General features: G+C 60.6%; 24 protein-coding genes. 16 read left to right on the top strand and 8 right to left on the bottom strand.

Annotated elements, in window-relative coordinates:
* Positions 1-196: 196 nt before the first annotated feature.
* Positions 197-679, top strand: a complete 483-nt coding sequence (locus ACKJSM_RS15865; RefSeq protein ID WP_410238216.1) for a hypothetical protein — start codon at positions 197-199, stop codon at positions 677-679.
* Between the two features lie 3 nt (positions 680-682).
* Positions 683-1,885, top strand: a complete 1,203-nt coding sequence (locus ACKJSM_RS15870; RefSeq protein ID WP_236181350.1) for a helix-turn-helix domain-containing protein — start codon at positions 683-685, stop codon at positions 1,883-1,885.
* 74 nt (positions 1,886-1,959) lie between these two features.
* On the opposite strand, the gene mgrA is transcribed toward ACKJSM_RS15870, so the two are convergent.
* The 3 genes from mgrA to ACKJSM_RS15885 are packed head-to-tail and all read right to left on the bottom strand — an operon-like array spanning position 1,960 to position 6,583.
* The gene (gene mgrA, locus ACKJSM_RS15875; RefSeq protein ID WP_008087334.1) at positions 1,960-2,997 is read right to left on the bottom strand and encodes an L-glyceraldehyde 3-phosphate reductase; all 1,038 of its coding nucleotides are present in this window, start codon (positions 2,995-2,997) and stop codon (positions 1,960-1,962) included.
* Positions 2,998-3,036: 39 nt separating this feature from the next.
* Positions 3,037-4,356, bottom strand: coding sequence for an LLM class flavin-dependent oxidoreductase (locus ACKJSM_RS15880; protein WP_410238217.1), 1,320 nt, complete (start codon positions 4,354-4,356; stop codon positions 3,037-3,039).
* Position 4,357: 1 nt separating this feature from the next.
* Entirely contained in the window at positions 4,358-6,583 is a 2,226-nt protein-coding gene (locus tag ACKJSM_RS15885; RefSeq protein WP_410238218.1) for a TonB-dependent receptor, read from the bottom strand.
* A 205-nt stretch (positions 6,584-6,788) separates the two neighbouring features.
* Between ACKJSM_RS15885 and ACKJSM_RS15890 the strand changes: the two genes are divergently transcribed.
* Positions 6,789-7,826, top strand: coding sequence for a LacI family DNA-binding transcriptional regulator (locus tag ACKJSM_RS15890; RefSeq protein WP_410238219.1), 1,038 nt, complete (start codon positions 6,789-6,791; stop codon positions 7,824-7,826).
* A 21-nt stretch (positions 7,827-7,847) separates the two neighbouring features.
* Here the strand turns inward: ACKJSM_RS15890 and ACKJSM_RS15895 are convergent, their stop codons facing one another.
* Both ACKJSM_RS15895 and ACKJSM_RS15900 read right to left on the bottom strand, forming a co-directional pair.
* Positions 7,848-8,312, bottom strand: coding sequence for a type II toxin-antitoxin system HicB family antitoxin (locus ACKJSM_RS15895; protein ID WP_410238220.1), 465 nt, complete (start codon positions 8,310-8,312; stop codon positions 7,848-7,850).
* Positions 8,309-8,491 (bottom strand): type II toxin-antitoxin system HicA family toxin, encoded by a 183-nt coding sequence (locus ACKJSM_RS15900; protein ID WP_410238221.1) that lies wholly within the window; start codon positions 8,489-8,491, stop codon positions 8,309-8,311. The genes ACKJSM_RS15895 and ACKJSM_RS15900 overlap by 4 nt, the downstream gene beginning before the upstream one ends.
* 265 nt (positions 8,492-8,756) lie before the next feature.
* Here ACKJSM_RS15900 and ACKJSM_RS15905 point away from each other — a divergent pair, with 265 nt between their 5' ends.
* The gene (locus ACKJSM_RS15905) at positions 8,757-9,017 is read left to right on the top strand and encodes a hypothetical protein (protein ID WP_007952727.1); all 261 of its coding nucleotides are present in this window, start codon (positions 8,757-8,759) and stop codon (positions 9,015-9,017) included.
* A 24-nt stretch (positions 9,018-9,041) separates the two neighbouring features.
* On the opposite strand, the gene betT is transcribed toward ACKJSM_RS15905, so the two are convergent.
* Complete coding sequence (gene betT, locus ACKJSM_RS15910) at positions 9,042-11,003, bottom strand: choline transporter BetT (RefSeq protein WP_410238292.1); 1,962 nt, start codon at positions 11,001-11,003, stop codon at positions 9,042-9,044.
* 303 nt (positions 11,004-11,306) lie between these two features.
* Positions 11,307-12,233 (bottom strand): serine O-acetyltransferase EpsC, encoded by a 927-nt coding sequence (gene epsC, locus ACKJSM_RS15915; RefSeq protein ID WP_410238222.1) that lies wholly within the window; start codon positions 12,231-12,233, stop codon positions 11,307-11,309.
* Between the two features lie 190 nt (positions 12,234-12,423).
* Here epsC and ACKJSM_RS15920 point away from each other — a divergent pair, with 190 nt between their 5' ends.
* The 11 genes from ACKJSM_RS15920 to ACKJSM_RS15970 all read left to right on the top strand — a co-directional run bounded on the left by ACKJSM_RS15920 (position 12,424) and on the right by ACKJSM_RS15970 (position 23,798).
* Positions 12,424-13,428 (top strand): D-cysteine desulfhydrase, encoded by a 1,005-nt coding sequence (locus ACKJSM_RS15920; RefSeq protein WP_410238223.1) that lies wholly within the window; start codon positions 12,424-12,426, stop codon positions 13,426-13,428.
* A 244-nt stretch (positions 13,429-13,672) separates the two neighbouring features.
* Complete coding sequence (tcyJ, locus tag ACKJSM_RS15925; protein ID WP_410238224.1) at positions 13,673-14,473, top strand: cystine ABC transporter substrate-binding protein; 801 nt, start codon at positions 13,673-13,675, stop codon at positions 14,471-14,473.
* Positions 14,473-15,138: a cystine ABC transporter permease gene (gene tcyL / locus ACKJSM_RS15930; protein ID WP_236181358.1), complete on the top strand. Its 666-nt coding sequence runs from the start codon at positions 14,473-14,475 to the stop codon at positions 15,136-15,138. The genes tcyJ and tcyL overlap by 1 nt, the downstream gene beginning before the upstream one ends.
* A gap of 3 nt (positions 15,139-15,141) precedes the next feature.
* On the top strand, positions 15,142-15,891 hold the full coding sequence (tcyN, locus tag ACKJSM_RS15935) for an L-cystine ABC transporter ATP-binding protein TcyN (protein WP_410238225.1): 750 nt from the start codon (positions 15,142-15,144) through the stop codon (positions 15,889-15,891).
* Positions 15,892-16,345: 454 nt separating this feature from the next.
* Positions 16,346-17,110: a hypothetical protein gene (locus ACKJSM_RS15940; RefSeq protein WP_236181360.1), complete on the top strand. Its 765-nt coding sequence runs from the start codon at positions 16,346-16,348 to the stop codon at positions 17,108-17,110.
* A gap of 266 nt (positions 17,111-17,376) precedes the next feature.
* Positions 17,377-18,618 carry an SfnB family sulfur acquisition oxidoreductase gene (locus ACKJSM_RS15945; RefSeq protein WP_410238226.1) on the top strand — a complete coding sequence of 414 codons (1,242 nt, stop codon included), beginning with the start codon at positions 17,377-17,379 and terminating at the stop codon, positions 18,616-18,618.
* A gap of 38 nt (positions 18,619-18,656) precedes the next feature.
* Positions 18,657-19,850 (top strand): SfnB family sulfur acquisition oxidoreductase, encoded by a 1,194-nt coding sequence (locus tag ACKJSM_RS15950; protein WP_410238227.1) that lies wholly within the window; start codon positions 18,657-18,659, stop codon positions 19,848-19,850.
* Positions 19,850-21,214: an LLM class flavin-dependent oxidoreductase gene (locus tag ACKJSM_RS15955; RefSeq protein ID WP_410238228.1), complete on the top strand. Its 1,365-nt coding sequence runs from the start codon at positions 19,850-19,852 to the stop codon at positions 21,212-21,214. The genes ACKJSM_RS15950 and ACKJSM_RS15955 overlap by 1 nt, the downstream gene beginning before the upstream one ends.
* Before the next feature lie 13 nt (positions 21,215-21,227).
* Positions 21,228-22,037, top strand: a complete 810-nt coding sequence (locus ACKJSM_RS15960) for a MetQ/NlpA family ABC transporter substrate-binding protein (protein WP_410238229.1) — start codon at positions 21,228-21,230, stop codon at positions 22,035-22,037.
* Positions 22,038-22,039: 2 nt separating this feature from the next.
* On the top strand, positions 22,040-23,164 hold the full coding sequence (locus ACKJSM_RS15965; protein WP_410238230.1) for a methionine ABC transporter ATP-binding protein: 1,125 nt from the start codon (positions 22,040-22,042) through the stop codon (positions 23,162-23,164).
* Positions 23,154-23,798 (top strand): methionine ABC transporter permease, encoded by a 645-nt coding sequence (locus tag ACKJSM_RS15970; RefSeq protein ID WP_065261159.1) that lies wholly within the window; start codon positions 23,154-23,156, stop codon positions 23,796-23,798. The genes ACKJSM_RS15965 and ACKJSM_RS15970 overlap by 11 nt, the downstream gene beginning before the upstream one ends.
* Positions 23,799-23,803: 5 nt before the next feature.
* On the opposite strand, the gene ACKJSM_RS15975 is transcribed toward ACKJSM_RS15970, so the two are convergent.
* Complete coding sequence (locus ACKJSM_RS15975; RefSeq protein ID WP_410238231.1) at positions 23,804-25,222, bottom strand: hypothetical protein; 1,419 nt, start codon at positions 25,220-25,222, stop codon at positions 23,804-23,806.
* A gap of 183 nt (positions 25,223-25,405) precedes the next feature.
* Here ACKJSM_RS15975 and ACKJSM_RS15980 point away from each other — a divergent pair, with 183 nt between their 5' ends.
* Positions 25,406-26,032, top strand: a complete 627-nt coding sequence (locus tag ACKJSM_RS15980) for a class I SAM-dependent methyltransferase (RefSeq protein ID WP_410238232.1) — start codon at positions 25,406-25,408, stop codon at positions 26,030-26,032.

Below are 26,032 nucleotides of genomic sequence, written 5' to 3' on the forward strand. Positions count from 1 at the left end.
TTGTTTGGTCATCTGACACCTCGATCTGGCGAGCATTCTCGCCTAAATGGGTGTCCGGTTTCATTAGACCACTACACTGATCCCACAGACATTTCAAAAGGCGGCCAAGGAGGTTGAAGACCTCCTGATTCACACGCCGCCGGAAGACTTGCGAGGTCATCTGCGCCATTCACTTGTTCAGGAAGCCTTAGCTGGGATGAAGCGCTGGAATCCCATCGTCAAGAGCACGGATCCCAAAGGTCATAACTACGTTCTGTTGGAATTAGGAAAACTGCGCATCACAGCCGTTGTACTGCCTTGGCAGAAAGAAATCCGAGCTGCCAAACACCGCAACGAACTCAAAACGCTGAATGAGTCACTGGCATCAATTCAAATGGATTGGATTGACGGGCTCGCGCATACGGTTACCGAACAACTGATTCATGCGCTTGTCGTAGTCCATGCACCGCCACCTCGTTCAGCAGATCAATCAGAACCTGTTGCAATCATGATGGCGGTGCCCTATTTCAACGGGAAAGGCTTCCACATGGATTGCACGTTTGAGGAGCTGCTTCAGAGCTATTCTGATAATCAGGCAACTGATCAGAAACCGATTGAATTGGTGAAATTGCGAGATAAGATGCGCCGCGCCGAAGACGTTGAAGATCAAATTGATGATGAGAAAAATTCCAAGAGGTGAACCATGAGAACTGGAGTCGCGGGCTTTCAGTCCGAGCGTCTCAAGCAGTTACGGCTCACGTTTGGTATCACCCAAACCGCGTTGGCCGAAATGGTGGGGCGCGCCTCTGGAAACATCTCCAAGTGGGAAAACGGGGTGCAGGTTCCTGAGGCCGATGCTTTCCAACGATTATGTGAGGTCTTCGGCGTCAGTGAGAATTGGCTGCTTGAAGAAAAAATCGTAACGAGCGAGCGTACACCGTTCTTTTTTCGTTCTCAGGTAAGCGCCACAGCAAACGCCAGGGAAATAGCGGAAGTACGCTTGGAATGGCTTCAAGACGTTTCCTACAAGCTGCAAGAAAGCCTGGAGTTCGTGGCAGTCAATGTTCCTCATCTGGAAGAAAGTAACTGTTTACTGATTTCGGACGAAGAAATCGAGAGAATGGCCAGCGAATGCCGCCAAGCCTGGGGACTTGGGACTGCTCCCATCCCCAATGTCATTCAGACCCTCGAAAACGCAGGTATCATCTGCGCTCGAACCACACTGGGCCATTTGAAAATGGACGGTGTTTCAAATTGGTACGAGTTGGATCAGCGGCCTTATGTCCTCCTTGTAGCAGACAAGGCAAACGGCATACGAAACAGATTCGATGCTGCACATGAATTGGGGCATATCGTTCTACATCGTCATGTATCGAAGGAGCAGTACGAATCGAATTACGATCTGCTTGAGTCGCAGGCTCATCGATTCGCCAGCGCATTCCTGATGCCAGCAGAGAGCTTCCTGAGAGAAATTCGATGGCCTACCTTGGATACTTTGCTAGCACTGAAACCACGCTGGAAAGTCTCTGTAGCAGCGATGGTTCGCAGATGCCAGGATCTGGAAATAATCAACGAAACCACTACTACGAGACTGTGGAAGGCCAGGTCAGCAAGAGGCTGGGTCAAGGGTGAGCCGATGGACGCTGACTTCGACTTTGAAAGGCCTCAGTTGATTGCACGAGGCGTAAAAATGCTCGTGGAAAATAAAGTCCTTTCTCGATCTCAACTCAGACAGTTGCTCGGACTACCGCTACCTACACTGGAAAGCCTATGCAGTTTGGACAAGGGTTACTTCACCCTGCCAGATCAGTCACAGGTGATCGACATACAACTGAGAAAACGAACCGCAAGAGATTCCTTTTACAGCGAGGCGGCAGAAGTACTCGGGTTCCCGAGCAAAAAGTAGAACTACAAAAAATTACGGAGAAACCTTGTCCAGTGAGGTTTCTCCGTAATGACGCTTCAAGTCTTCGAAACCACCTATTCCGCCGTCGAAGGCTTCTCCCAAAGATTGATCCCGCCCTCCTGAGCAAACCGGTCAATCTCCGCCAGCTCTTCCGCACTGAAGCTCAAGTTCTTCAACGCCCCGACGTTCTCGATAATCTGCTCCGGCCGGCTCGCACCGATCAGCGCCGAAGTCACTCGAGGATCGCGCAGCGTCCACGCCAGCGCCAGTTGCGCCAGGCTTTGCCCGCGACGCTTGGCGATCTCGTTCAGTGCCCGCACATGAGCGATATTGGCCTCGGACAAATGCGAAGCCTGCAACGAACCACCGCCCGGACGATTGACCCGCGCATCCGCCGGCACGCCGTTGAGGTATTTGTCGGTCAGCAGACCTTGCGCCAGCGGGGTGAACGCAATCACGCCGGTGCCGAGTTCGTCGGTGGTGTCGAGCAGGTCCTTTTCCACCCAGCGGTTGAGCAGGTTGTACGCCGGTTGGTGAATCAGCAGCGGCACTTTCCACTCTTTGAGCAACGCGGCGATCTCGCGGGTTTTCACCCCGGAGTACGACGAGATGCCGATGTACAACGCCTTGCCCTGCTGCACCGCCGTGGCGAGGGCGCTGGCGGTTTCTTCCAGCGGGGTGTCCGGGTCGAAGCGGTGCGAATAGAAGATATCCACATAGTCCAGACCCAGTCGTTGCAGGCTCTGGTCGAGGCTCGCCAGCACGTATTTGCGCGAGCCACCGCCCTGGCCGTAAGGACCGGGCCACATGTCCCAGCCGGCCTTGCTGGAGATGATCAGTTCATCGCGATACTGCTTGAAGTCCTCACGCAGCAGACGGCCGAAGTTGATCTCGGCGCTGCCGTAGGGCGGGCCATAGTTGTTGGCCAGGTCGAAGTGGTTGATGCCCAGGTCGAACGCCGTGCGCAGCAACGAGCGCTGGGTGTCGATCGGCGTGCTGTCGCCGAAGTTGTGCCACAGGCCCAGAGACAGCGCCGGCAGCACCAGACCGCTGCGTCCGACGCGGCGGTAAGGGATGGAGTCATAGCGGTTTTCGGCAGCGGTGTAAGTCATCGAATCCTCTCTTGTCGGTCTTGAATCGGGTGTCGATTGCTACGCAAATCTGTTGCCGGGCCGGGCGAGGCCAAGGTTCTGGCGCAAAGTCCGGCCTTCATATTCGGTTCTGAACAGCCCGCGCCGTTGCAGTTCCGGAACCACGCCATTGGCGAAGTCTTCGAGCCCGCCGGGCAGGTGTGGCACCAGCACGTTGAAGCCGTCCGCCGCGCCCTGCTCGAACCATTCCTGCAAACGGTCGGCAATCTGCGCCGGAGTGCCGACGACGCTGTAATGTCCGCGACCGCCGGCGATTCTGCGCCCCAGTTCGGCCAGAGTCAGATGCTCGCGGCCGGCCAGTTCGGTCAGCAGTTTCTGTCGGCTTTGCTGGCCGCTGTCGGTCAGCGGTAATTCCGGCAGCGGCCCGTCCAGCGGGTACTTCGACAGATCGAAGTTGCCCAGCATACGCCCAAGCAGGGCGATGCCCACCTCGGGTTCGACCAATTGCTGAAACGTTTCACATTTTTCCTGCGCTTCGGCTTCCGTCTGCCCGACCACGACAAACACGCCGGGCATGATTTTCAGCGAATCGGCACTGCGTCCGTACTTCGGCAAGCGCCCCTTGAGGTCGGCGTAAAACGCCTGGGCGCTGGCCAGTGAAGTCTGCGCGGTGAACACCACTTCGGCGGTCTGTGCCGCCAGTTCACGCCCGGTTTCCGACGATCCGGCCTGCACGATCACCGGCTGACCCTGTGGCGAACGCGCCACATTCAGCGGGCCTTTGACCTTGAAGTGCTTGCCGACGTGATTCAGCACGTGCAGTTTTTCCGGGTGGTAATACGCGCCACTGACCTTGTCGCGAAGAAAGGCATCGTCCTGCCAACTGTCCCAGAGCCCGGTGACGACCTGATGAAACTCCCGGGCGCGGCTGTAGCGTTCGGCATGGCCGATGTGTTCGTCGCGGCCGAAATTCTGCGCTTCGGCGGCGTTGTCGGATGTCACCAGATTCCACCCCGCTCGCCCGCCGGACAGGTGATCGAGAGAGGCGAATTTACGCGCCACGTGGTACGGCTCGTTGTAACTGGTGGTCGCGGTGGCGATCAGGCCGATGTGTTCGGTCACTGCGCTCAATGCCGAGAGCAAGGTCAGCGGTTCGAAATGATCGGAGCGGGCCATGCGGCTGGCGATGTCCTGGGTCGGGGCGGCGACGCTGTCGGCAATGAACAACGTATCGAACTTCGCGGCCTCGGCAATCTGCGCCAGACGTTTGTAATGGGCGAAATCCAGTCCCGCGTTGGCCGGTACGTCTGGATGACGCCACGCGGCGACGTGGTGACCGGTGGCCATGAGGAACGCGCCGAGTTTCAGCTGTCTGCTCATCTCAGAAGTCCTGGCGCAGTTGCACGCCGAAGTAGCGCTCGTCGTCGCGAGGCGCAGCGCGGTAGATGTAGCTGCCTCCGCTGGCGAGCAGCGGCGTATAGGACTTGTCGGTGAGGTTCTTGCCAAGCAACGCCACGCGCCAGCCGTTGGTGTAATCGGCCAGAGCCACGCTGGCATTCCAGAGGCCGTAGGCGCCCTGCTTGGTGTCGGCGTTCTGGCTGATGTCGTACTGCACTTCGCTCTGCCAGCTGTAGTCGGTGCCGAGTTCGATATCCAGGCCATTATCCAGCGGGATGGTGTAGTCGGCCCGCACGTAGCTTTTCCAGTCCGGGCTAAACGGCAGCGGTTTGCCGTTGACGTTGCACGACGCCGCCGCGCCCGCCGGGCAGGCGAACTCATCAATGCGGGCGCGGGTGTAGGCCAGCGCACCCGACAACTTCAGTTGCTGGGTCGCCTGCAGGGCGAAATCAAGTTCCACGCCTTCGGTGCTGACGCTGCCGGCGTTGATCAGGCGCGTTACGACTTGCCCGGCGACGGTGTCGAAAAAATTCGCCTGATAGTTGTCGTAGTCGCTGTGGAAAACCGCGAGGTTGGTGGTCAGGCGATTGTTCCAGGACGAGGCTTTGATCCCCGCCTCCCAGGTGTTGGAGGTTTCCGGTTTCAGCGCTTCGGTGTCGCGCGGCTGCATGTTGAAGAACACGTTGTAGGCCGGGCCTTTGTAGCCGCGCGAGTAGGTCAGGTAGGTGGTAACGGTATCGCTCAGGTCGTACTGCAAACCGAGCCGGCCGGACCAGCCGTCCTCGTCCACCGAACCGGAACTGCGGGTGGCCGGTTGAATGCCGCTGACCGTGGTGGCAGAAGTGGAAACGCGACGGTGATCGTATTCCAGATCGTCGTGGGTATAGCGCAGGCCGGCGATGCCACGGAAGTCAGAAGTGAAATTCAGCGTGCTCTCGCCGAACACCGCGTAACTGTCGCTGGTGGTGCTGTAATCGGCGATGCCACGGTTGATGCTGGTTGTTGTAGTCAGCGTGCGCTGATAAGTCTCGTCATCCTTGCCATGCATGTAGAACAGGCCGCCGACGTATTCGAGGAACTCGCCTTTCGGCGACGCCAGACGCAGCTCCTGCGAGTACTGGTCGAAGGCCAGATCGCCCTTGTCCGCCGTGCCGGGGAACGCGGCTGTCACCGTGCCGAGGCGGTCGCCGTCCTGATACTGGGTGTTGTCCCAGCCACGCCACGCGGTGATCGAGGTCAGGGTGTAATCGCCCAGTTGCCAGTCGAGCTGGCCGGACAGGCCCTTGTTGGTGTCCTCGACGTGGGAGCGGGTGTCGGTGGTGATGTCGCGGTTGTGGCTGGTGGCACTGACCGGGCTCAACGCATTGGCGAAAGCCGGGGTCAGAGCCTTGGTCACGACGCCGTTGGGGCCGTCATCGTGGGACTGCATGTAGTCCGCGATCAGGGTGAAAGTGATGTCGTCGTTCGGAGTGAATTCCAGTTTGCCGCGCACGCCGCGATGGTTGTAGCCGTTGACCTCCTGGCCATTGTGCTGGTTGTCGACGTTGCCGTCGTACGTGCCGAACAGGGTACTGATCGAGCCCTTGAGCGTGTCCGGAATCAGACTGCCGCCGATGCCGAAACGGGTGCGGCTTTCGTTGCCGCTGTAGTACGACTGATCAATGTAGCCGTGGGTCGCGGCGGTCGGCGCCTTGCTGGTGATGTTCAGCACGCCGGCCGAGGCGTTCTTGCCGAACAGCGTACCTTGGGGGCCACGCAAGACTTCAACGCGTTCCAGGTCCAGCAGATCCAGAGTGGATTGGCCGGGGCGCGCATAAACCACGCCATCAATCACCGTGGCCACGGTCGGCTCGACGCCCGGCGAGGTGGAAATCGTCCCCACGCCACGTACGAACAACGAGGTGTCCTTGTTCGACGCGCCGGTGCGGAAATTCAGCGACGGCACTTGCTGCACGATGCTCGCCACACTGTTGCGGTTGTCGCGTTCCAGTTGCTCGCCGTCGATCACCGACACCGCCACCGGCACCTTTTGCAGCGACTCTTCGCGGCGGGTGGCGGTGACCGTGACGGATTTGAGGGTCGGCTCCTGATCGGTGCTGTCGGCGGCAAACGCGACGGGCAGCGGCAGCGCAGCCAGCCCGGTGAGTAGCCAGCCCGCAGCGCGGATCGATTGCGCCAGTGTGTGTGTCGCCCCAGGAATGTTGTGCATGTTTGCCCGCTCGAAAAGTTGCCCTGAACCGCTGCCGTTCTGCGACGACAGCGCCTGTCTCGGTGTCTCGGCATTCGCTCGAGCGAGTAGCAGACAACGCGCTTTGTTAGCGCTAACATCGCCAGTATTGGCAAGCCCGGCATAGACCGTCCAATACTGAAAAATTACTTTTATATGCCTTTTGGTTTTTAAGAAGGATCGTGCCTTGAGCGAAGAAAAGCCCCGCAAACGCCGTGGCGCCGGTCGCGTGACCCTCAACGCGGTGGCACACCAGGCCGGTGTTTCGGCGATCACCGTGTCGCGCTATTTCAACCAGCCGGAACAGGTCTCGCCCGAACGCCGCGAACGGATCGCGGCGGTAGTCGCGGAGCTGGGTTATGTGCCGAATCTGGTGGCCGGCGGGCTCGCTTCGGCGCGGGGGAAAATCGTTGGCATGGTGATCCCGAACATTTCCGGGCCGATCTTCGCCAACACCATTCAGGGCTTCAGCGACACCCTCAGCCGTCACGGTTATCAGCTGTTGCTGGCCTCGAGTTACTTCAGCACTGAACAGGAAGAAAACGCCGTGCGGGCGTTCCTCGGCTGGTCGCCGGCGGCGCTGGTGGTCACCAGCCACTTCCATAGCGCGGGCACGGAAAAGATGCTCGCCGAAGCGGATATCCCGGTGATCGAAACCTGGGATTACCAACCGGATCGCGAGCCGATGCAGATCGGTTTTTCGCACTTTGAAGTGGGGGTCAACGCCGCTCGCTATCTGCACGGCAAGGGTTATCGACGCATCGCCTTCGTGCAGAACAGCGTACCCGGCGACTTCAGCGCGCTGGAACGCCGCGACGGCTATGCGACGACCGTCCGCGAGTTGGGCCTGGAGCCCTGGGTATTCGCACCCGACGCCGATCGCGCGCCGTTCGAGGCCGGCAAACAAGCGATGCAAGCGCTGATGAACGCCTCACCACGGCCCGACGCCATCCTCTTCGCCAACGACAACCTCGCCGCTGGGGGCCTGCTGGCCGGACAACGCGCCGGCCTCAACATCCCCGAAGACTGCGCCGTCCTCGGCTTCGGCGACTATCCGTTCGCCGAGATGCTGCTGCCGAGCCTGAGCACCATCAAACCGCCGGCGCTGGAGATCGGCGTATTGGCGGCAACGCGGGTGCTGGAAAGCCTGGGCGTGTTGCCGAGCGATGAGGTGCAGCGGTTGAATCTGCTGCAGTGCACGGTTATTGAGCGGGAAAGTACCTGACCCAAATCCTGTAAATCAGCCTTAAGCCGACAATTCGCGCAAGGCAGCAGCGGCCAAAAATCCGGAGCGGGAACTGTAGCGCTGGTCACGCCGAACCGTCTGATCGATACGCTCCAGCAACTGTTCCGGCAGCGTAGCGTTGAAGCGCACCGACTTACCGAAATAGGGTGTGATATCAAACTCGACCACACCCCAGATACCGCCGGCGTAATCCGGATTCTCGAGATGGGCATCAATGTCCTGGATCCGAGGTAACGGCGCGCCATCAGCGACCAATCCCTCATAGTGCAAGGCCAGAGCCTCCTGAGTATTGTCAAAAGCTTCGGCTACCGTAGTGCCTGCGGAGAAGCACCCCGGTACATCCGGGATAATCACTCCGTAGTCTGAGTCGGCATCCTTGTGCAGAACGACCGGGAATTTCATGTAAGTGAGTCCTTCCTCTGACATGTCCATAAACGGACTTTCGTTTCCAATCACAGGCTTCATTTCAAACCCGCCTGTTTCAAAATGCTGTTGATCGTGCCCTTGGGAAGATCCGAATCCGGATGCTTGATCGTCACCCTCCCTGGCTTGCCCGGATGTTTGTATTGGTGATGACTGCCTTTGACGGCGACCAGATAACAGCCATCCTCCTCGATCATCCTGATCATTTCCCGACTACGCATTTCCTTCGCCCTGTTCGACAGCAAGAGCTGCGTACTTTAGGAGCTGGAAGTCCTGCCCAATACACACCATACACACTTGGACAAATATTAGCCTACCAGGCAGACAAGTGTTTAATAGCCAGATCGGCGGTGAGCGCGCCTGACACGCGGCCCACATAAACAGATAGATACGTGCCGAGATGTGTCGAACGACATGAGGCTGACAGCTGGCCTATGCTCAACATGAGCAAAGCCAGGACGATTCATTCACAGGCAGATCCCGACCATGCACACCGCAATCATCATCTTCTTCGGCCTGATCCTGCTGGCGCTGATGTTCTACATCGGCGAGCGCATAGGCTTCAGTCGGCAGACGCTGGCTTATGGTTTCGCAGCGTTGTGGCTGGCGTTGACGGTGATCAATGGTGCGGTTGGCGTGGTGCACGCCGGGCAGCCGCTGGGGTCGGAGATTGCGATCGGCAGTGCCGTGTATGGCGTGCCGCTGGCGGCGATGGTGTTGTTCATGGTGCTGAGCGCCGAGACCTGAAAGCGTCCCGGCGCCCTGCCCCGATCAACGCACCAGATGCAGGAACTGCATGTGCCGTTCGTACTGGTCGAGGATGTCGTTGATGATCTGCTCTTTGGTGTAGCCGACCAGATCGTAGTCCTGACTGCCCTCGCTCAGGTGCACTTCGGCGCGGTAATAGCGGCGATTGTTGAGCTGTTTGGAGCCCATGCCACCGCGGGCGAACGACGGCGTGAAATAGCCGCGCATCTGCACCTGATAGATGAACGGGTGCTGCTCACCGTGACCGATTTCCAGGCTGACGCTGTCGTGAGCCGGATCCGGTTGCGTCACGACATTCAGCCCCTTCTCGGCGAACACCGCCGTCACTTCTTCGATGGCCGGTTTCACCGTGGTGTCCATGAAGCGGTACACCTCGTCCCGCGACGGGAAGTGCACAGCCTGACTCAGACGCTGACGCCAACCGCCCTTGCCACGTCGTGAACCGGACACCGGCGCCAGCGAATGCAGTTGCGCGATCTGCTTCTGCGACTCCAGATAGAACGCCTTGTGCAGGCCCCACATCATCAGCAGCAAGATCATCGAGAACGGCAGCGAGGTCAGCACCACCGCCGACTTCAGCGCATCGATGCTGCCGGAGAACAGCAGCGCACTGGTCACCAACGCGGTCATCGCCCCCCAGAACACCCGCAGCCATTTCGGCCCGTCTTCATCCGGATTGCCGCCCTTGGCCGACAGGGTCGAGAGCACCACGGTGCCGGAGTCGGCGGAGGTGACAAAGAACACGAAACTGATGAATACCGTCACGGCGATGACGGTCTTGCTCCACGGGTAGGTTTCCAGCAGCAGGTAGAGCGTCATCGACGGATTGTCGAGGGCCGACATGCCCAACGCCGACATACCGTGATTGAGCACCTGGTCGATGGCGCTGTTGCCGAAGATCGACATCCACGCCAGGGTGAAACCCAGCGGAATCAGCAGCACGCCGAAGACGAATTCGCGGATGGTCCGGCCACGGGAAATCCGTGCGATGAACAGGCCCACGAACGGCGACCATGCAATCCACCAGGCCCAGTAGAAGACGGTCCAGCCGCCGAGCCAGTCGCTCGGTTTGCCGTAGGCGTAGAGGTCGAAACTCTTCATCGGCAACGCGCCGAGGTAGTCGCCCAGGTTCTGGATCAGGGTGTTGAGCAAATGCTGGGTGGGGCCGGCGAACAACACGAACAGCAGCAGCGCACAGGCCAGCAGCATGTTGATGTCAGACATCACCCGCACACCTTTATCCACACCCGAGACAGCGACGATGATTGCTGCCCCCATCATCAGCGTGATCAGGCCGACCTGAATCCACTGGGTGTGGGCGATGCCGAACAGGTAGTCCAGACCGGAGTTGAGATGGAGCACGCCGAAGCCCATGTCCGCACCGAGGCCGAACACCGTGGCGATGATGCCGAAGCCGTCCACCGCGTAGCCGATGGGGCCGTTGATGCGCTTGCCGATCAACGGATACAGCGCCGAACGCAAGGCCAGTGGCAGGTTGTGCCGATAAGCGAAATACGCCAGCGCCATGCCGACGAAAGCGAACACGCCCCAGCCGTGCAGGCCCCAGTGCAGAAACAGAATCTGCATCGCCTGACGCGCCGCGTCCGCCGTGCCAGCCTCGCCCTGGGGCGGCTGGAGCATGTGGGTCAGCGGTTCGGACACGCAGAAGAAAAACAGCGTGATGCTGATTCCGGCGGCGAACAGCATGCCGGCCCAGGACAGGTAACTGAATTCGGGTTCGTCGTGGTCGGCACCGAGTTTGATCTTGCCGTAGCCCGACAATGCGGTGACCACCACGAAGATCAGATACAGGGTCATCGCGAGCATGTAGTACCAGCCGACCGTGTTGGCCGCCCAGTTCTGCGCTTCGAGAAGCCAGGCACCGGCCTGTTCCGGCATGGCGATGACTGTCAGGCCGAACAGCAGAATCACCGTCGCGGCGAACCAGAACACCGGCGGATTCATGCGCACCAGACCGCTGGCGGGGGTGGACGATGCACTCATGAACGGTGCACCTCAAGGGGTTGGAAAATGGCTGAAATGATCGGACTCAGCAAAGGCAAGCCTCCTGTTGTGAGCGGGCAGCGAACCGCCGGTTTAACTTGAATGAACGTTCAAGTTAAACATGGATAGCGCGCAAGGACTAATCGCAGGGCTCAGCGGTACCTTTCGTACGCTAGCTCAAGGAGAGGTATGACGCTGTGGCGAGGACGATCGTTCCCAAGTGATCGTTCCCACGCTCGGCGTGGGAATGATCAGGTGCAATCGTCACTTCTGCGTCCCGTCATCATGCTGCAGATTGGCCTGGGTCAGGTTGCACCCAGCCGGCACGCTGCGGGTCAGCCACACGTTGCCGCCGATGGTCGAACCCTTGCCGATGGTGATCCGCCCGAGAATCGTCGCCCCGGCGTAAATCACTACGTCGTCCTCGACAATCGGATGCCGCGGATGGCCCTTCTGCAGCTGGCCGTCCTCGTCCGCCGGGAAGCGTTTGGCGCCTAGGGTCACCGCCTGATAAATCCTGACGCGCTCGCCGATGATCGCGGTCTCGCCGATCACCACACCCGTCCCGTGGTCGATGAAGAAACTGCGGCCGATCTGCGCGCCCGGGTGAATATCGATGCCGGTCGCCGAGTGGGCGATTTCCGAGCTGATCCGCGCCAGCAGCGGCAGGCCAGCGCGATACAAATGATGGGCCAGTCGATGGTGAATCACCGCCAGAATGCCCGGATAGCACAGCAGCACTTCATCGACGCTGCGCGCCGCCGGATCGCCGTGATACGCCGCCAGCACATCGGAGTCGAGCAGGCTGCGCAGACCCGGCAGTGCGAGGGCGAAATCCTGGATGATCCTGATCGCCTGCGCCTCGACTTCGGTGTCGGCCTGGGCGTTGCGGCGGGCGACGTAACGCAGCTCCAGTCGTGCCTGGGCCAGCAATGCATTCAGCGCGACGTCGAGGGTGTGGCCGACGTAGAAATCCTCGCTCTCCTCACGCAGATCCACCGGCCCCAGCCGCATCGGAAACAGTGCGCCGCACAAGGCTTCAAGGATCTGCGCCATCGCATCGCGGGAGGGCAATTCGCGCCCGCCCTGCTCGCCGCTGGCACGGCCATTTTGTGCACGCCACTGATCCCGCGCGGTACGCAGCTGGCTGACGATGGTCTGCAATTGCCAATGGCTGGAACGCTCGCTCACGGTAAAGACTCCTCACGGGCGGCCGGACGGTCTGGCCGCGTCAACGGCGACTACTTTACGGCAACCCCACGGGCGCGAATTAAGAACCGATAGTGCTGGCTTAAGCACGTTTGGCTATAAGCGATTGGCGGTTGCCCCGGTAAATCGGCGTGCCTATAGTCCTGACATCTCCTTGCATCAGTACGGAACCATGTCCACACAACCGATCAAACAACAGCTGGATCGCTTTAACCGCCTCGACCTGCTCGGCCAACCGACCCCACTGGAAAAGCTCGAACGTCTGTCCACCTGGCTCGGCCGCGATGTCTACATCAAGCGTGATGACCTGACGCCGCTGGCCATGGGCGGCAACAAGCTGCGCAAACTCGAATACCTTGCCGCCGATGCCATCGCCCAAGGCGCGGACACCCTGATCACCGCCGGTGCACTGCAATCGAACCACGTTCGCCAGACCGCCGCGCTGGCCGCGAAACTGGGCCTGGGTTGCGTAGCGCTCCTGGAAAATCCACTGGGCACCGACGACAGCAACTACACCGGCAACGGCAATCGCCTGCTGCTGGACCTGTTCGACACCAAGGTCGAGCTGGTCGACAACCTCGACAACGCCGACGAACAACTGGCCGCACTCGCCGTGCGCCTGCGCAGCAACGGCAAGAAGCCGTATCTGGTACCGATCGGTGGCTCCAACGCCCTCGGCGCGCTGGGTTACGTGCGCGCCGGGCTGGAGCTGGCAGAACAGATCAAGGACACCGGCCTGCAATTCTCGGCCGTGGTCCTGGCCTCAGGCAGTGCCGGTACCCACAGCGGTCTGGCGCTGGCCTTGAATGAAGCCCTGCCACAACTGCCGGTGATCGGCGTGACGGTATCGCGCAGCGAAGAAGACCAGCGTCCGAAAGTTCAGGGCCTGGCCGAGCGCACCGCCGAGCTGCTGGGTGTGGCGTTGCCGGACAGCTTCAAGGTCGAGTTGTGGGACGAATACTTCGGCCCGCGTTACGGCGAGCCGAATGCCGGGACGCTGTCGGCAGTGAAACTGCTGGCCAGCCAGGACGCCGTGCTGCTCGATCCGGTCTACACCGGCAAGGCCATGGCCGGGCTGCTCGACGGCATCGGCCGCGGGCGTTTCGACGACGGCCCGATCATCTTCCTGCACACCGGCGGCGCCCCGGCGTTGTTTGCGTACAAGGATTTTCTCTGATGCGCTCGCTCCCACGCTCTGCGTGGGAATGCAGCCGGAATACGAAAAATGCATATTCCGCAGATGAATAACAATTGGAAAATTCATTATTTTCCATTCTAAAAGAACCACCCTATAGTCTCGCCGCAGGCGAATTTCGCGAGAGACGCATAAGCTGCTTTAAGGCAGGATAGCGCTGTCGTCCAATTCCCGGATTCGCCAACTTTCCTTAAGCGTCTTCCATAAGAAAACACAGGGGCTTGTCATGATTCTTTCCGCACTACGTCGAAATCTGCTGGTCGGTTCGCTGGGCCTGGCACTAAGCGCCGGTCTGATCAGCAGCGCCGTTGCCGGTGAGCAACTGCAACAGATCAAGGACAAAGGCGTTATCAACGTCGGCCTGGAAGGCACTTACCCACCGTTCAGCTTCGTCGATGCCGACGGCAAGCTGTCGGGTTTCGAAGTCGAACTGTCCGAAGCCCTGGCCAAGAAGCTGGGCGTGAAGGCCAAGATTCAGCCGACCAAATGGGACGGCATCCTCGCGGCCCTGGAATCCAAGCGTCTGGATGTCGTGGTCAATCAAGTGACCATCTCCGAGGAGCGCAAGAAGAAGTATGACTTCTCCGAGCCGTACACCGTGTCCGGGATTCAGGCGCTGGTGTTGAAGGACAAGGCCGCCGCGCTGAACATCAAGACAGCCGCTGACCTGTCCGGCAAGAAAGTCGGCGTGGGCCTGGGCACCAACTACGAGCAGTGGGTTCGCGCCAACGTGCCGGGTGCCGACGTTCGCACCTACGACGATGATCCGACCAAGTTCGCCGACCTCAACAACGGCCGTACCGACGCGATCCTGATCGACCGTCTGGCGGCACTGGAATACGCCAAGAAAGCGCCGAAAACCGTCGCCGCCGGTGAACCGTTCTCCCGTCAGGAAGCCGGTATTGCCCTGCGCAAAGGCGAGCCTGAACTGCTGGCCGCCGTGAACAAGGCCCTCGACGAACTGCGCGCCGACGGCACCCTTGAGAAGCTGTCCACGAAATACTTCAACGCTGACGTCACCCAATAATGGAAGAGGCTTTCCAACTCGCTCTGGACTCCGCGCCCTTCCTGTTGAAGGGCGCGTACTACACGGTAATCCTCAGCCTCGGCGGCATGTTCTTCGGCCTGCTGCTGGGCTTTGGCCTGGCACTGATGCGCCTGTCGCGTTTCAAGTCGGTCAGTTGGCTGGCCCGCCTCTACGTGTCGTTCTTTCGCGGCACGCCGTTGCTGGTGCAACTGTTCGTGATCTATTACGGCTTGCCGCAATTGGGCATGGAACTCGACCCATTGCCGGCGGCGCTGATCGGCTTCTCGCTGAACATGGCCGCCTACGCCTGTGAAATCCTGCGTGCCGCGATCGGTTCGATCGAACGCGGCCAGTGGGAAGCCGCTGCGAGCATCGGCATGACCCGCGCGCAGACCCTGCGCCGGGCCATCCTGCCGCAGGCCATGCGCACGGCCTTGCCGCCGCTGGGCAACAGCTTCATTTCGCTGGTCAAGGACACCGCACTGGCCGCCACCATTCAGGTGCCGGAGCTGTTCCGTCAGGCGCAGCTGATTACCGCCCGGACTTTCGAAGTCTTCACCATGTATCTTGCCGCCGCGCTGATCTACTGGATTCTGGCCACGGTGCTGTCGCACTTCCAGAACAAGTTGGAAGAGCGGGTCAATCGGCACGACCAGGAGTCCTGACCCATGATTGTCGTGGAAAAACTGACAAAGCAGTTCAAGGGTCAAGTCGTGCTCAACGGCATTGATCTGGAAGTGAAGGAAGGCGAGGTCGTGGCAATCATCGGCCCCAGCGGCTCGGGCAAGACCACGTTCCTGCGCTGCCTGAACTTCCTCGAAGAACCCACCAGCGGCCGGATCAAGGTCGGCGAGATCGAGATCGATACCCGCCGCCCGCTGAACCAGCAGCAGAGCCTGGTGCGCAACCTGCGCCAGCACGTGGGTTTCGTGTTCCAGAACTTCAACCTGTTCCCCCACCGCACCGCCCTGGAAAACGTCATCGAAGGCCCGATCGTGGTCAAGAAGACGCCCCGCGATGCAGCCATTGCCCTGGGCAAGAAGCTGCTGGCCAAGGTTGGCCTGGCGGGCAAGGAAGACGCCTACCCGCGGCGCCTGTCCGGCGGTCAGCAACAGCGTGTGGCGATTGCCCGGGCGCTGGCGATGGAGCCGGAAGTGATCCTGTTCGACGAGCCGACCTCGGCCCTCGATCCGGAACTGGTGGGTGAAGTGCTGGCGACCATCCGCGGCCTCGCCGAGGAGAAACGCACCATGGTGATCGTCACCCACGAAATGGCCTTCGCTCGTGACGTGGCCAACCGCGTAGTGTTTTTCGACAAGGGCGTAATCGTCGAACAAGGTGAAGCAAAAGCATTGTTTGCCAATCCAAAAGAAGAACGCACTCGACAGTTCCTGAGCAAGTTCAGAAACAACGGCTGACCTGTAAACTTTCCTGACTACAAACTTCCAAGGATGGAAGTTTTACTTACACCTTTCCCCGCCAAAACTTAATCCGCAATTGCAGACATATATATGTCCTGCAACAGACTCGACCTGATTCAAGTGCATCCACTCGAATCTTCACTGCACGATCCAAGAGCCGTCAGAGCAGGCCAAGCCCGGCAGATCCTGTGGTTAAGTTCGCCGCACCAGATAGGTAGAGTGCCTTATCGATGTAGGAGCATTCTGATAAGTCCGTAATTCACAAATTAACTAACCCCATCCATTGACATGCCTTTCGGCTAACTTTTATCTAGTCACTCATCACAACCCGCTACATCACAAAGACCCTATAACGATTGGCCGAAAGTACTGGTTTTTATTTGCCGGGCAATTCTGGCCTTTTGAACTTTCAGAAACGGATTTCGCTGCAAAGCTTCAAGGAGAGGATTTCATGACCCGCACTTCGCCTATCCCCGAACTGGCCGCGCCGAGCCTGGCGCTATCGCAAACCAACGGCATCAATCTTGCGGCAGCGGCTCATCTGCTGGTCGATGTGCCGCCCTACCCGGACATGGACACCGGTGATCTGATCGAACTGTTCTGGAACAACTGCTACGTCGCCTCCCACGTGCTGACGGAGCAGGACGTCGCCGCCGCGGTCAGCCTGCGAGTGCCGGAGAGCTTCATCGCCAGCGGCTCGTCACGCATCCACTATCGGGTCATGCGCGTGGGTCATGGACCGGCGTTGTCGGCGGCAGCACGGGTCACGGTCAAACTCGACTGCCCCGGCGGGCAGCCCCCGGCGGTGTGCGGTGACGAAAACCAGCAACTGGCCCCGGTGACCCTGCCCGACACCATTCGCCGTCAGGGCGTCAATGCAAACCAGATCAGGCGCGGCGTGCCGCTGACCATCGAGCCGTATCTGAACATGGCCGATGGTGACGCCATCACCTTGCGCTGGGGCGATGTACGGATGGATCTGGCGCGCATCACCCCGGCCGATATCGGCAAGCCGATTCAGGTCTGGGTGCCCCCGGCAATCATCACCGAGGCCGGCGAGGACCTGCGGCTGGACGTGACCTACTGCATCCTTGATCGGGTCGGCAACAACTCGCGCTGGGCGCCGCCACGAACGCTGAAGATCGGCTGTGTGAACCCGTACCTCAAGGTGCCGCTCAAGGAAACGCTGAAGGCAGCAGAGCCGCAAAAAAAATGAGCATCGACGGCCGGTGAGGGACGACTTCCCTCGCCGCCGCACGCTTGACCAGCCGGACCACGCCCCCTTCTATACATATTCCTAAAAGTTAGTTTATTTAAATTTTATACGCGCTTAGGGTATATGAACCGGACCACCGGACATTCTTTCGTTCGCCGCACTTTTGCGGCGTTTTTCATGAGATGTGAGGTAGGTAACATGGTCCGGAACACAATCACCCCAGTGCAGATCGCCAGGGCATTGCGTGCAGCCAGGGAGCGGCACTGATGTCCAGTCTGGCAGACGCAAACGTCCAGAGTGACCTGGACATCGCCCCGTTGTTGTTGCCCGCGCAAGTGCTGCGCAACGACGCTCAAGCCATCAAGGCCGCCCACGAGCTGGCGCAAGTCGCCCGCGTGCAGGCCGCCAAACGTGATCGCCAGCGCAAGCTGCCATGGTCGGAAATCGAACAGTTCACCCGCAGTGGCCTCGGCAGCATCGCGATCCCGCGCGAGTACGGCGGCCCGCAGGTTTCCTTCGTCACCCTGGCCGAGGTGTTCGCGATCATTTCCGCAGCCGACCCGGCGCTGGGACAAATCCCGCAGAACCAGTTCGGCATCATCAACCTGATCCTCGGCAGCGCCACCGAGCAGCAGAAAAAGCATTTGCTGCAGAGCGTACTCGAAGGCTGGCGCATCGGTAACGCCGGGCCTGAACGCGGTACCAAGGACACCCTGGAACTGAAAGCGCGCATCACCGCCGACGGCGATGACTACGTGATCAACGGCCAGAAGTTCTACTCCACCGGCGCACTGTTCGCCCACTGGGTGGCGGTCAAGGCCCTCAACGATGACGGCAAGCAAGTCCTGGCCTTCGTCCGTCGCGGCACACCGGGATTGCGCATCGTCGATGACTGGTCCGGTTTCGGCCAGCGCACCACCGCCAGCGGCACGATCCTGTTGAACAACGTGCGGGTCGATGCTGGCCTGGTGGTGGACAACTGGAAGATCAACGAAAAGCCCAACACCCAGGGCGCGGTGTCGCAGCTGATTCAGGCAGCGATCGATGCCGGTATCGCCCGTGGCGCCATCGATGATGCCATCGAATTCGTCAAGACCCGCGCCCGGCCGTGGATCGACGCCAACGTCGAACGGGCCAGCGATGACCTCTACGTGATCGCCGACATCGGCAAACTGAAAATCGAACTGCACGCCGCCGAGGCGCTGCTGCGCAAGGCCGGTCAGGTGCTGGATCAGGTGCACGCCGCGCCACTGACCGCCGAGTCCGCCGCCCGCGCCTCGATTGCCGTGGCTGAAGCCAAGGTGCTGACCACCGAGATCTCGCTGCTGGCCAGCGAAAAACTCTTCGAACTGGCCGGCAGCCGCGCGACCCTCGCCGAATTCAACCTCGACCGTCACTGGCGCAACGCCCGGGTGCACACCCTGCACGACCCGGTGCGCTGGAAATACCACGCGGTTGGCGCCTGGCGCCTCAACGGCAAGTTGCCGGCTCGCCATTCCTGGATCTGACGACCCGAACACTTTTGACCAGATCTCTGGAGAAACACATGACTCTTTCCCATCCCGTCGCGGTCATCACCAACGACGAGCAAGCCCTGATCGTCGCCAGCGACCTGGCCGAAGATTTCCAGCGCGACAGCAACCTGCGCGACCGCGAACGCCGCCTGCCGCTGCCGGAGCTCGACGTGTTTTCCCGCTCCGGCCTGTGGGGCATCAGCGTGCCCAGGGAGTACGGCGGCGCCGGCGTGTCCAACGTGACCCTGGCCAAAGTCATCGCCCTGATCGCCCGGGCCGATGGCTCGCTCGGGCAGATTCCGCAGAACCATTTTTATGCCCTCGAAGTGCTTCGGGTGAACGGCAGCCACGAGCAGAAACAACGGCTGTACGCCGAAGTCCTCGCCGGCCAGCGCTTCGGCAATGCCTTGGCAGAGCTGGGTACCAAGACCGCCCACGACCGCGTCACCCGCCTCAAGCGCGACGGCAGCGGTTATCGCATCAACGGTCGCAAGTTCTATGCGACCGGTGCGATCTACGCCCAACGCATTCCAACGTCCGTGGTGGACGAAAACGGCGTGCAGCAACTGGCCTTCGTCCCCCGCGACAGCAAAGGCCTGACCGTGATCGACGACTGGAGCGGTTTCGGCCAGCGCACCACCGGCAGCGGTTCGGTGGTGTTCGAAGACGTGTCTGTCGCCGCCGAAGACGTCATTCCATTCCAGAGTGCATTCGAACGCCCGACCCCGGTCGGCCCGCTGGCACAAATCCTTCACGCCGCCATCGACACCGGCATCGCCCGCGCCGCTTACGAAGATGCGCTGCACTTCGTGCGCAGCAAGACCCGGCCATGGATCGACTCGGGCAACGACAAGGCCACCGAAGACCCACTGACCCTCAAGAGCTTCGGCCACTTGAGCATCCGCCTGCACGCCACCGAGGCCCTGCTCGAACGCGCCGGCAAATTTCTCGACGCCGCCCAGGCCGAGACCAACGCCGAGACCGTTGCAGCGGCCTCGATTGCCGTCGCCGAAGCACGGGCGATCAGTACCGAAATCTCTCTGGCCGCCGGCAGCACCCTGTTCGAACTGGCCGGCAGCCAGGCAACCCTGAGCGAGCATGGCCTCGACCGTCACTGGCGCAACGCCCGGGTGCACACCCTGCACGACCCGGTGCGCTGGAAATATCACGCGGTGGGCAACTACTACCTCAACGATGAAAATCCGCCACTGCGGGGGACCATCTGATGAGCAAGAAAAAGATCCTGCTCAATGCGTTCAACATGAACTGCATCGGCCACATCAACCACGGGTTGTGGACCCATCCACGCGACACCTCGACCCGATACAAGACCCTCGAATACTGGACCGAACTGGCGCAACTGCTGGAGCGCGGGCTGTTCGACGGGCTGTTCATCGCTGACATCGTCGGCGTGTACGACGTCTATCAGCACTCGGTGGACGTCACCCTGAAAGAGTCGATCCAGCTGCCGGTCAACGACCCGCTGCTGCTGGTGTCGGCGATGTCCGCGGTGACCAAAAACCTCGGCTTCGGCCTGACCGCCAACCTCACCTACGAGCCGCCGTATCTGTTCGCCCGGCGCCTGTCGACCCTCGACCACCTGAGCCGTGGCCGGGTGGGCTGGAACATCGTCACCGGTTATCTGGACAGCGCCGCCAAGGCCATGGGCCTGAGCGAACAGGTCGAGCACGACCGGCGTTACGACCAGGCCGACGAGTACCTCGAAGTGCTCTACAAACTCTGGGAAGGCAGTTGGGAAAACGGCGCGGTGCTCAACGATCCGCAGCAACGGATCTACGCGCAGCCAGACAAGGTGCACAAGGTCGAGCACAAGGGCGAGTTCTATCAGATCGAGGGTTATCACCTGTGCGAGCCGTCGCCACAGCGCACGCCGGTGCTGTTCCAGGCCGGCAGTTCGGAGCGTGGTTTGCTGTTTGCCGGGCGTCATGCCGAGTGCGTGTTCATCAGCGGCCAGAACAAGCCATCGACCAAGGTACAGGTGGACAAGGTCCGTGCCAGCGCCGTCGAGGCCGGGCGCAATCCCGAGGACATCAAGGTGTTCATGGGCCTGAACGTGATCGTCGGCGAGACCGAGGAAGCAGCCTGGGCCAAGCACGCCGAGTACCTGAGCTACGCCAGCGCCGAAGCGGGGGTGGCGCATTTTTCGGCGTCCACAGGGATCGATTTTTCCCGGTACGAAATCGACGAACCGATCCAGTACGTGAAGACCAACGCGATCCAGTCCGCCACCAAGAACCTGCAGAACAACGACTGGACCCGGCGCAAGTTGCTCGACCAGCACGCCTTGGGCGGGCGCTACATCACGGTGGTTGGTTCACCGCAACAAGTGGCGGATGAATTGGAATCGTGGATCGCCGAAACCGGCCTCGACGGCTTCAACCTGACCCGCATCGTCACCCCGGAAAGCTATGTGGATTTCATCGATCTGGTGATTCCGGAACTGCAACGGCGCGGCTCGTACAAGACCGCGTACGACAGCGGCAGCCTGCGGGAAAAACTGTTTCACAGCGAAGCGCATTTGCCGCCGCAACACACCGGCGCCCACTTCCGACACACCTCCTCGCACTGACTGGAAAACCACCATGACCAAGAAACTGCTGTCCCACCCAGTCAAAGCACTGGCCCTGGCCTTCGGCCTGTTCAGCTCGGCCGTTTTCGCCGCCGACGCTCCGTTGAAAATAGGCACCACCGCCGCCTTCGCGATTCCGCTGGAAGCCGCCGTCGAGGAAGCCTCAAAACAGGGCCTTAACGTCGAGCTCGTGGAGTTCACCGACTGGATCGCACCGAACGTCAGCCTCGCCGCCGGTGACATCGACGTGAACTACTTCCAGCACATCCCGTTCCTGGAAAATGCCAAGGCTGCCTCCGGTTTCGACCTGGTGCCGTTCGCGCCGGGGATCATCAACAACGTCGGCCTGTACTCGAAGACATACAAAAGCTTCGACCAGCTGCCGGAAGGCGCCAGCGTTGCCATCGCCAACGACCCGATCAACAGCGGACGCGGCCTGCAACTGCTGGCCAAGGCCGGTTTGATCACCCTGAAACCGGGGGTCGGCTACAAGGCCACCGAAGACGATATCGTCGCCAATCCGAAGAAGATCAAGATCCTGCAAGTCGAAGCCGTGCAACTGGTACGGGCCTACGATGACGCCGATCTGGTCCAGGGCTACCCGGCCTACATTCGTCTGGCGAAGACCTTCGATGCCGGCTCCGCGTTGCTGTTCGACGGCCTCGACCACAAGGAATACGTGATTCAGTTCGTGATCCAGCCGAAGAGCAAAACCGACCCGCGCCTGATCAAGTTCGTCGACATCTACCAGCATTCGCCGGCCGTTCGCGCCGCACTGGATAAGGCCCACGGCAAGCTGTACCAGGCCGGTTGGGAAAGCTGAGGATGACGGTAGCTATCCAACGGCGACTGGATCTTCCAGAGCCACTCGCGCTGGCACAGCGCACCGAATTGCATCCGGAACTGAACCGCGCTCATGTGCGCTTCGTCGGGCTCGGTAAGACCTACGCCGGCAAGCAAGGCCCGGTCGCGGCGCTGCAAGGCATCGACCTGGCGATCCAGCGCGGTGAAGTGTTCGGCATCATCGGCCGCAGCGGCGCCGGCAAGTCGTCGCTGATCCGCACCATCAACCGCCTCGAACAACCGACCTCGGGCCGGGTGCTGATCGATCAGGTGGACATCGGCGAGTACGACGAGGATCGCCTCGTCGCCCTGCGCCGGCGGATCGGCATGATCTTCCAGCACTTCAACCTGATGTCGGCGAAAACGGTGTGGCAGAACGTCGAGCTGCCGCTGAAAGTCGCCGGCGTCCCGAAGGAACAGCGGGAAAACAAGGTTCGCGAACTGCTGGAGCTGGTGGGCCTGCAAGCCAAGCACAAGGCGTATCCGGCGCAGCTGTCCGGCGGGCAGAAACAGCGTGTCGGCATCGCCCGCGCGCTGGTGCATGACCCGGACATTCTGCTGTGTGACGAAGCCACTTCGGCGCTGGATCCGGAAACCACCCAGTCGATCCTCGGCCTGCTGCGCGAGATCAACAAACGCCTGGGCCTGACCATCGTGCTGATCACTCACGAGATGGCGGTGATCCGGGAAATCTGCGACCGCGTCGTCGTGCTCGAACATGGCCGCATCGTTGAACAGGGCCCGGTCTGGGAAGTGTTCGGCAATCCGCAACACGAGGTCAGCCAGACGTTGCTTGCGCCGCTGCAACATGCCTTGCCCGAAGAATTGCAGAGCCGTTTGCAGGCACAGCCTTTGTCGGCGGACGCCGCCGTGGTGCTGCGCTTGCAGTTCACCGGCAGCCAACAGGACGAACCGGATCTGGCCGCGCTGTTCGCCGCGCTCGGTGGCCGGGTGAAATTGCTCCACGGCGGCGTGGAACGGATTCAGGGCCACGCGCTCGGGCAACTGCTGCTGGCGGTCGCAGGTTCGCAGCTGAATGCCGAGCAATTGCGCGAGCGCGCCAGCCTGTGGGCACAACGCACGGAGGTGCTGGGTTATGTGGTTTGATCGCTTGCTGCAAGGTTTCATCGACACGTTTCTGATGGTCGGCGTGTCGTCGCTGATCGCACTGCTGGCGGGTATTCCGATGGCAGTGATTCTGGTCACCAGCGACAAGGGCGGGATCTACGAGGCACCAGTGCTCAATCGCGCCCTGGGTGCGTTCGTGAACCTGTTTCGCTCGATTCCGTTTCTGATCCTGATGGTCGCGCTGATTCCGTTCACCCGGCTGATCGTCGGCACCACCTACGGCGTATGGGCCGCCGTTGTGCCGCTGACCATCGCGGCCACGCCGTTTTTTGCGCGGATCGCCGAAGTGAGCCTGCGCGAGGTGGACCACGGTTTGATCGAAGCCGCGCAAGCCATGGGTTGCCGACGCTGGCATATCGTCTGGCACGTGCTGTTGCCCGAAGCGCTGCCAGGGATTGTCGGCGGGTTCACCATTACGCTGGTGACGATGATCAACTCATCGGCCATGGCCGGGGCGATTGGCGCCGGCGGTCTGGGTGACATCGCTTACCGCTACGGCTATCAGCGCTTCGACAGCCAGATCATGCTGACCGTGATCGTGCTGCTGGTGGCGCTGGTGGCGGTGATTCAGCTGGGCGGCGACCGTCTGGCGCGAGGGCTGAACAAGCGCTGAAATCATCAACGGCTCAACAGGCTTTCAAGCAGCCGGCTGTCTGCGATTCTGGTCAGATGCAGAGCCTGCAGACTCGTGGCGGCGTAGATAATGCTGTCGGCATTGTTTGAGGCCAGCGATGTCCGGACGGCCGGGTAGGCATTGAACAAGTCGACGGCCGTCTGGACTTCCAGCTTGCCCGACAGTCCCAGAGCCTCTCTGACTCCGGCTGTGAAACGGCTGTGGTCACTTGTGAAGCCCTCCAGGTACGCCACCGTCATGCCGCCCTGCATGATGACTTCGGAGACACCTCGCTCGGCCAGGTCGTAAACAGGTACAGGACGCCCCAGAGCCTTGCCCATGCGCGCATCCAGATAAAAGAAATCCAGCGCGCCTGGCCCAACGCTCTTGAACCGGTTGACCCTGTTGGTGTGCAGCATTTCATGACCCAGAACGGCCGCAAAATCCCCGGTTTGCAGGTGGTTCAGACTGATGAATAAACGGCCATGAAAATCGAACTGATACACCCAGGCCCTGCGATCCTGGTCAAACTCCACCCCCACGAACTTGTCCATCCCCCAAGGCCCCTGATACTCCTTCGACAACGCCTCGCCTCGCGACAGGCAAGCGGCGAGCTTCACCCTGATGAATTCATGATGAATACCGAAAAACCCCTGAAAAATGCCTCCGGCCTCGACGTAGTTCGCCGCGAGCCCATTGCCCGCATCGGAAAATATCTGGTGCGTGGCGATCAACTCGGCACGCAGGATGGCTGCATGCCGGGGTTCAAACTGGCTCAGCCCACGCGCAACGATCGTCACGGTTCGGGAGGCTTGACGCTCGAACCGGTCATCCAGGCCTTCGTAAAGGCTCCTCTGCGCAGCTGTCGCATCCCAGTCGATTGAAGGCTTGAGGCCGATCAGCTCGGGATCGGATCGGGTGCTCATGCCGTCGCCGATGTCAGCCAGAATCGACAGTGGTTCGGTTGTCCAGATCATCGTCCGCTGATCAAGCACCAGACTCGGCCCAGAGGCGGACTGTTCGGACGGGAGCGTCGCACGGTATTCACCGGTTGCCACGTCCTGCCGGACCTGCACGATTTCACCCGGGGCGATATCGACGAACTCACGGCCCTTGAAACGCCTGATGCCCTGGGCATCGGCAGCCGGAAGGCTGCTCGGCAGTCTGAGGCGATAGTTTTCAAGCGCCATCACGACAGACCGGATAGACGTGTTTTCCGCCAGAGGTAACCCGGTAATCGTGACCCCGGCATCAGCAGAAACCGGCATAGCCGGATCTTTTTCCAGCGCAAGAGCAGTTCGCTCAACCTTGATTGTCGGGACGTCGATCGAAACGGAGTCGCCTGAACGCGTACGGGGCTGCATGGCATCCGGCGCAAAGTGGGCGTGTGATGGCGTGACGTGGGGCTTGCGACCGATGACCATAAGAAATCCTGCTTTTGAAGAGGTCGCCCGAGAGGGGGCGGCGTCGCGACAATCATCTGTCGCACAGGCGCTATTTCATCCGCTTTGGAAGCGTTCCGTGCGGTACAGGATTATTGCCTGCACGCCAGCCTGTTCCTGTATGGCGTATATTCGCCAAACCCCAAATGCCACCGCAGTCCGACCATGAAACAGACCCCGACCGATCTTGAACAGATCACCTCCACCACCCTCGGCCACTACAACGCGGTGGCCGAGGACTTTCGTGAAGGCACCCGCGATCACGATGTCAGTCAGAACATCGACGCCCTGTTGCGGCACATCCAGGGGGCGGCGCCGTTTTCCATCCTCGATTTCGGCTGCGGACCGGGGCGGGATCTCCAGACGTTTACCCGGATGGGACACCTCGCCGTCGGCCTCGACGGCGCGGAAAAGTTCGCGCAGATGGCTCGCGAGGACAGTGGTTGCGAGGTGTGGTGTCAGGACTTTCTGAAACTGGATCTGCCGGCAGAACGCTTCGACGGGATCTTCGCCAACGCGGTGCTGTTTCATGTGCCGCTGCAGGAATTGCCACGGGTTCTGCAGCAGTTACACGGGACACTGAAACCGGGTGGCGTGCTGTTCAGCTCAAATCCGCGTGGGGACAACCGTGAAGGCTGGAACGGACCACGTTATGGCTCGTACCACGATCTGGAGGCATGGCGCGGATTGCTGACGGCGGCAGGGTTCGTGGAGCTGGAGCATTACTACCGCCCGGCAGGGCTGCCGCGGGAGCAGCAGCCGTGGCTGGCGAGTGTCTGGCGCAAAATCTGA

This window comes from Pseudomonas sp. PHC1 (genome assembly GCF_046487845.1).
Lineage (GTDB): Bacteria > Pseudomonadota > Gammaproteobacteria > Pseudomonadales > Pseudomonadaceae > Aquipseudomonas > Aquipseudomonas sputi.

Excerpts from the sequence above, each read along its gene's own strand:
- ACKJSM_RS15865 (WP_410238216.1), top strand. The coding sequence starts at position 197 with ATGAAGCGCTGGAATCCCATCGTCAAGAGCACGGATCCCAAAGGTCAT.
- ACKJSM_RS15870 (WP_236181350.1), top strand. The coding sequence starts at position 683 with ATGAGAACTGGAGTCGCGGGCTTTCAGTCCGAGCGTCTCAAGCAGTTA.
- mgrA (WP_008087334.1), bottom strand. The coding sequence starts at position 2,997 with ATGACTTACACCGCTGCCGAAAACCGCTATGACTCCATCCCTTACCGC.
- ACKJSM_RS15880 (WP_410238217.1), bottom strand. The coding sequence starts at position 4,356 with ATGAGCAGACAGCTGAAACTCGGCGCGTTCCTCATGGCCACCGGTCAC.
- ACKJSM_RS15885 (WP_410238218.1), bottom strand. The coding sequence starts at position 6,583 with ATGCACAACATTCCTGGGGCGACACACACACTGGCGCAATCGATCCGC.
- ACKJSM_RS15895 (WP_410238220.1), bottom strand. The coding sequence starts at position 8,312 with ATGAAGCCTGTGATTGGAAACGAAAGTCCGTTTATGGACATGTCAGAG.
- ACKJSM_RS15900 (WP_410238221.1), bottom strand. The coding sequence starts at position 8,491 with ATGCGTAGTCGGGAAATGATCAGGATGATCGAGGAGGATGGCTGTTAT.
- ACKJSM_RS15905 (WP_007952727.1), top strand. The coding sequence starts at position 8,757 with ATGCACACCGCAATCATCATCTTCTTCGGCCTGATCCTGCTGGCGCTG.
- betT (WP_410238292.1), bottom strand. The coding sequence starts at position 11,003 with ATGAATCCGCCGGTGTTCTGGTTCGCCGCGACGGTGATTCTGCTGTTC.
- ACKJSM_RS15920 (WP_410238223.1), top strand. The coding sequence starts at position 12,424 with ATGTCCACACAACCGATCAAACAACAGCTGGATCGCTTTAACCGCCTC.
- tcyJ (WP_410238224.1), top strand. The coding sequence starts at position 13,673 with ATGATTCTTTCCGCACTACGTCGAAATCTGCTGGTCGGTTCGCTGGGC.
- tcyL (WP_236181358.1), top strand. The coding sequence starts at position 14,473 with ATGGAAGAGGCTTTCCAACTCGCTCTGGACTCCGCGCCCTTCCTGTTG.
- tcyN (WP_410238225.1), top strand. The coding sequence starts at position 15,142 with ATGATTGTCGTGGAAAAACTGACAAAGCAGTTCAAGGGTCAAGTCGTG.
- ACKJSM_RS15940 (WP_236181360.1), top strand. The coding sequence starts at position 16,346 with ATGACCCGCACTTCGCCTATCCCCGAACTGGCCGCGCCGAGCCTGGCG.
- ACKJSM_RS15945 (WP_410238226.1), top strand. The coding sequence starts at position 17,377 with ATGTCCAGTCTGGCAGACGCAAACGTCCAGAGTGACCTGGACATCGCC.
- ACKJSM_RS15950 (WP_410238227.1), top strand. The coding sequence starts at position 18,657 with ATGACTCTTTCCCATCCCGTCGCGGTCATCACCAACGACGAGCAAGCC.
- ACKJSM_RS15955 (WP_410238228.1), top strand. The coding sequence starts at position 19,850 with ATGAGCAAGAAAAAGATCCTGCTCAATGCGTTCAACATGAACTGCATC.
- ACKJSM_RS15960 (WP_410238229.1), top strand. The coding sequence starts at position 21,228 with ATGACCAAGAAACTGCTGTCCCACCCAGTCAAAGCACTGGCCCTGGCC.
- ACKJSM_RS15965 (WP_410238230.1), top strand. The coding sequence starts at position 22,040 with ATGACGGTAGCTATCCAACGGCGACTGGATCTTCCAGAGCCACTCGCG.
- ACKJSM_RS15970 (WP_065261159.1), top strand. The coding sequence starts at position 23,154 with ATGTGGTTTGATCGCTTGCTGCAAGGTTTCATCGACACGTTTCTGATG.
- ACKJSM_RS15975 (WP_410238231.1), bottom strand. The coding sequence starts at position 25,222 with ATGGTCATCGGTCGCAAGCCCCACGTCACGCCATCACACGCCCACTTT.
- ACKJSM_RS15980 (WP_410238232.1), top strand. The coding sequence starts at position 25,406 with ATGAAACAGACCCCGACCGATCTTGAACAGATCACCTCCACCACCCTC.